The sequence below is a fragment of the Undibacterium sp. Di26W genome (assembly GCF_049340265.1).
Taxonomy (GTDB): domain Bacteria; phylum Pseudomonadota; class Gammaproteobacteria; order Burkholderiales; family Burkholderiaceae_D; genus Undibacterium.
Genome location: NZ_JBMPOR010000090.1, coordinates 1 through 327 on the forward strand (window position 1 = coordinate 1; position 327 = coordinate 327).

Consider the following 327-nt stretch of genomic DNA (forward strand, 5'->3'; position numbering starts at 1 on the left):
CGGCGATGTTGGTGTCGTTCAAAGCCAAAGTACCGGCATCAGCCAGCACGGGGATGATTTTTAAGCCGAACTGGCCCAGGCCCAACGTGCTGATCTGGGCTTCGATGGGGAGTTCTACGCCATTCAATGCGGACAGGCCTTTTTCTCCACTGCGCACGCGTCCTGCCACTTCGACGCTGACCTGGCTGTGGTTCAACTCGTTGAGGGCGTCGATTTCTTTGAGCAAGGCGGCTTCTTCTGGACTGACATTCGTTGTCTGGCCAGACTTGCTCAGCTTGCGGGCGGTGGTGACGCTGCCTGTATTAGCGTTGTCCGTTGCATTGGCTG

The 327-nt window shown here is 57.2% G+C and carries 1 protein-coding gene; it reads right to left on the minus strand.

Annotated elements, in window-relative coordinates; genetic code table 11:
• Nucleotides 1–327, minus strand: a 327-nt coding sequence (locus ACO0LM_RS28775) for a hypothetical protein (RefSeq protein ID WP_423042384.1), incomplete at both ends; no start/stop codon positions are given.